Raw genomic sequence first — 1,801 nt, forward strand, 5'->3', positions numbered from 1 at the left:
GAGATCATGTTCGGAAGGCTCAAGGACTGGCGACGAGTGGCAACGCGCTACGACAGATGCCCGAAGGTCTTCCTCTCCGCTGTCGCCATGGCCGCAACCGTCCTCTTCTGGCTTTGATCATCAATGAGTCTGGAGCCTAACGACGTCGCTATGCACGTGCCATAAACGATCATCCCAACTTCAGGCAGGCGGTGCCAACCGAGCCGTTACCATATACACCTCCAAGGTCAGGGTGTTGCGACGACCGGTTGAATCCGCCCAGTATCTGTCGATCAAATACACCGAACGACTGGCGGATGCGGGCATCGAACCTTCCGTGGGCAGCGTCGGCGACAGCTATGACAAGGCGCTGGCCGAGACGATCAACGGCCTGTTCAAGGCCGAAGTCATCCATCGTCGCGGTCCCTGGCGCAGCTTCGAAGCAGTCGAATACGCAACCCTCGAATGGGTCGACTGGTTCAACAACCGCCGCTTACTCGAGCCCATCGGGAACATCCCGCCCGCCGAAGCCGAAGCAAACTTCTACGCAGCTCTGGAGACTGAAGCCATGGCCGCGTAACTAACCGAAATCAGCCTCCGGCAAACCCGCCGCGGTACAGTATCACCCTTGCTATTAAACAAGAATCGGCTGCATGGTTCTGCAAATGCTCCCCGTTCTGTGGCATTTTCCGTATTTGCGTGATCCACATTACGGGCCTTTAACTACCGTTTGATTAAGTGCCACTCATGGTTTGTGAAGCTCGAGACGAGGATATGATTGAGGAAGCTGTACGTATCCTGCTGTCGCCCCCGCAGGATCCAAGAATTATTGTGCGCTTCCTGGTTACACATTGGCCTGATGCCTCCGCGCTCCAAGTAATCTATGTGATTGCGATGGCTGCTGGTGCCGTTGAACATATGTTCTCTAGACCCGAATCCCGAGATGCAGCTCATAATGCTTGGCGAATGATAGGAATAATTGGTGTCGACTTATACACAATGGAATGCCTCGGTTTGCCCAAATTGACAGCAAGGGACTTGCTCTCCTTTTGGCGGGAACATGACCGCTTCTTTCTGGACTGAGTGGCTCTGTTGATGGCGTGAATGCCCCCTCCTGACGGCATTGCAATGTGCTAATTTGTTGATTTTAAACCAGAACTGAATCGAGTTTTTCATCGAGAATTGATCCGGCTTTGAGTATGGATTTCGGGTCAGGCGGGGCTCAAGATGTGTGTTGTCTCCTTCTTTTTCTTTGCTGCGGATGCAGCGGCTGAGCTTGCCTTGAAGCGGAAGCTGTCATTTCCGGTTTCGAGTATTTGGCATCGGTGGGTGAGGCGGTCGAGCAAGGCCGTTGTCATCTTGGCATCACCAAAGACGGTGGCCCACTCGCTGAAGCTGAGGTTGGTGGTGATGACGACGCTAGTGCGCTCGTAAAGCTTGCTGAGCAGATGGAACAGCATGGCCCCGCCGGAGGCGCTGAAGGGCAGGTATCCCAATTCGTCCAAGATCACGAGGTCGAGCTTGGTCAGGCCTTCGGCAATCTGTCCGGCCTTTCCCTTGGCCTTTTCCTGTTCGAGGGCATTGACCAGTTCGATGGTGGAGAAGAAGCGGACCTTTCGGCGGTGATGTTCGATGGCGTGGATTCCGAGGGCGGTGGCAACATGGGTTTTGCCGGTTCCCGGACTGAACTGATGCGGTGGATGCCCCCACCCGCCGGCATCGGATAGCATGACGGTTGTATATTCGCTTAGTGGAGGGCACATCGATGACATCAAAGATCAGTATTTTGGCGATCGACTTGGCAAAAGGCAGTTTTCAGGTC

The 1,801-nt window shown here is 54.5% G+C and carries 3 pseudogenes; 2 read left to right on the forward strand and 1 reads right to left on the reverse strand.

Annotation, left to right across the window (positions count from 1 at the left end):
• Both Q8K08_RS09335 and Q8K08_RS09340 read left to right on the forward strand, forming a co-directional pair.
• Positions 1 to 117: pseudogene (locus Q8K08_RS09335) on the forward strand (IS5/IS1182 family transposase); the annotation flags it as partial.
• 139 nt (positions 118 to 256) lie between these two features.
• Positions 257 to 559 (forward strand): annotated as a pseudogene (locus tag Q8K08_RS09340) (integrase core domain-containing protein); the annotation flags it as partial.
• Between the two features lie 631 nt (positions 560 to 1,190).
• Here Q8K08_RS09340 and Q8K08_RS09345 read toward each other — a convergent pair.
• Positions 1,191 to 1,661, reverse strand: a pseudogene (locus Q8K08_RS09345) (ATP-binding protein); the annotation flags it as partial.
• Between the last annotated feature and the right edge of the window lie 140 nt (positions 1,662 to 1,801).

The sequence above is a fragment of the Pseudotabrizicola sp. genome (assembly GCF_030684215.1).
Taxonomy (GTDB): domain Bacteria; phylum Pseudomonadota; class Alphaproteobacteria; order Rhodobacterales; family Rhodobacteraceae; genus Pseudotabrizicola.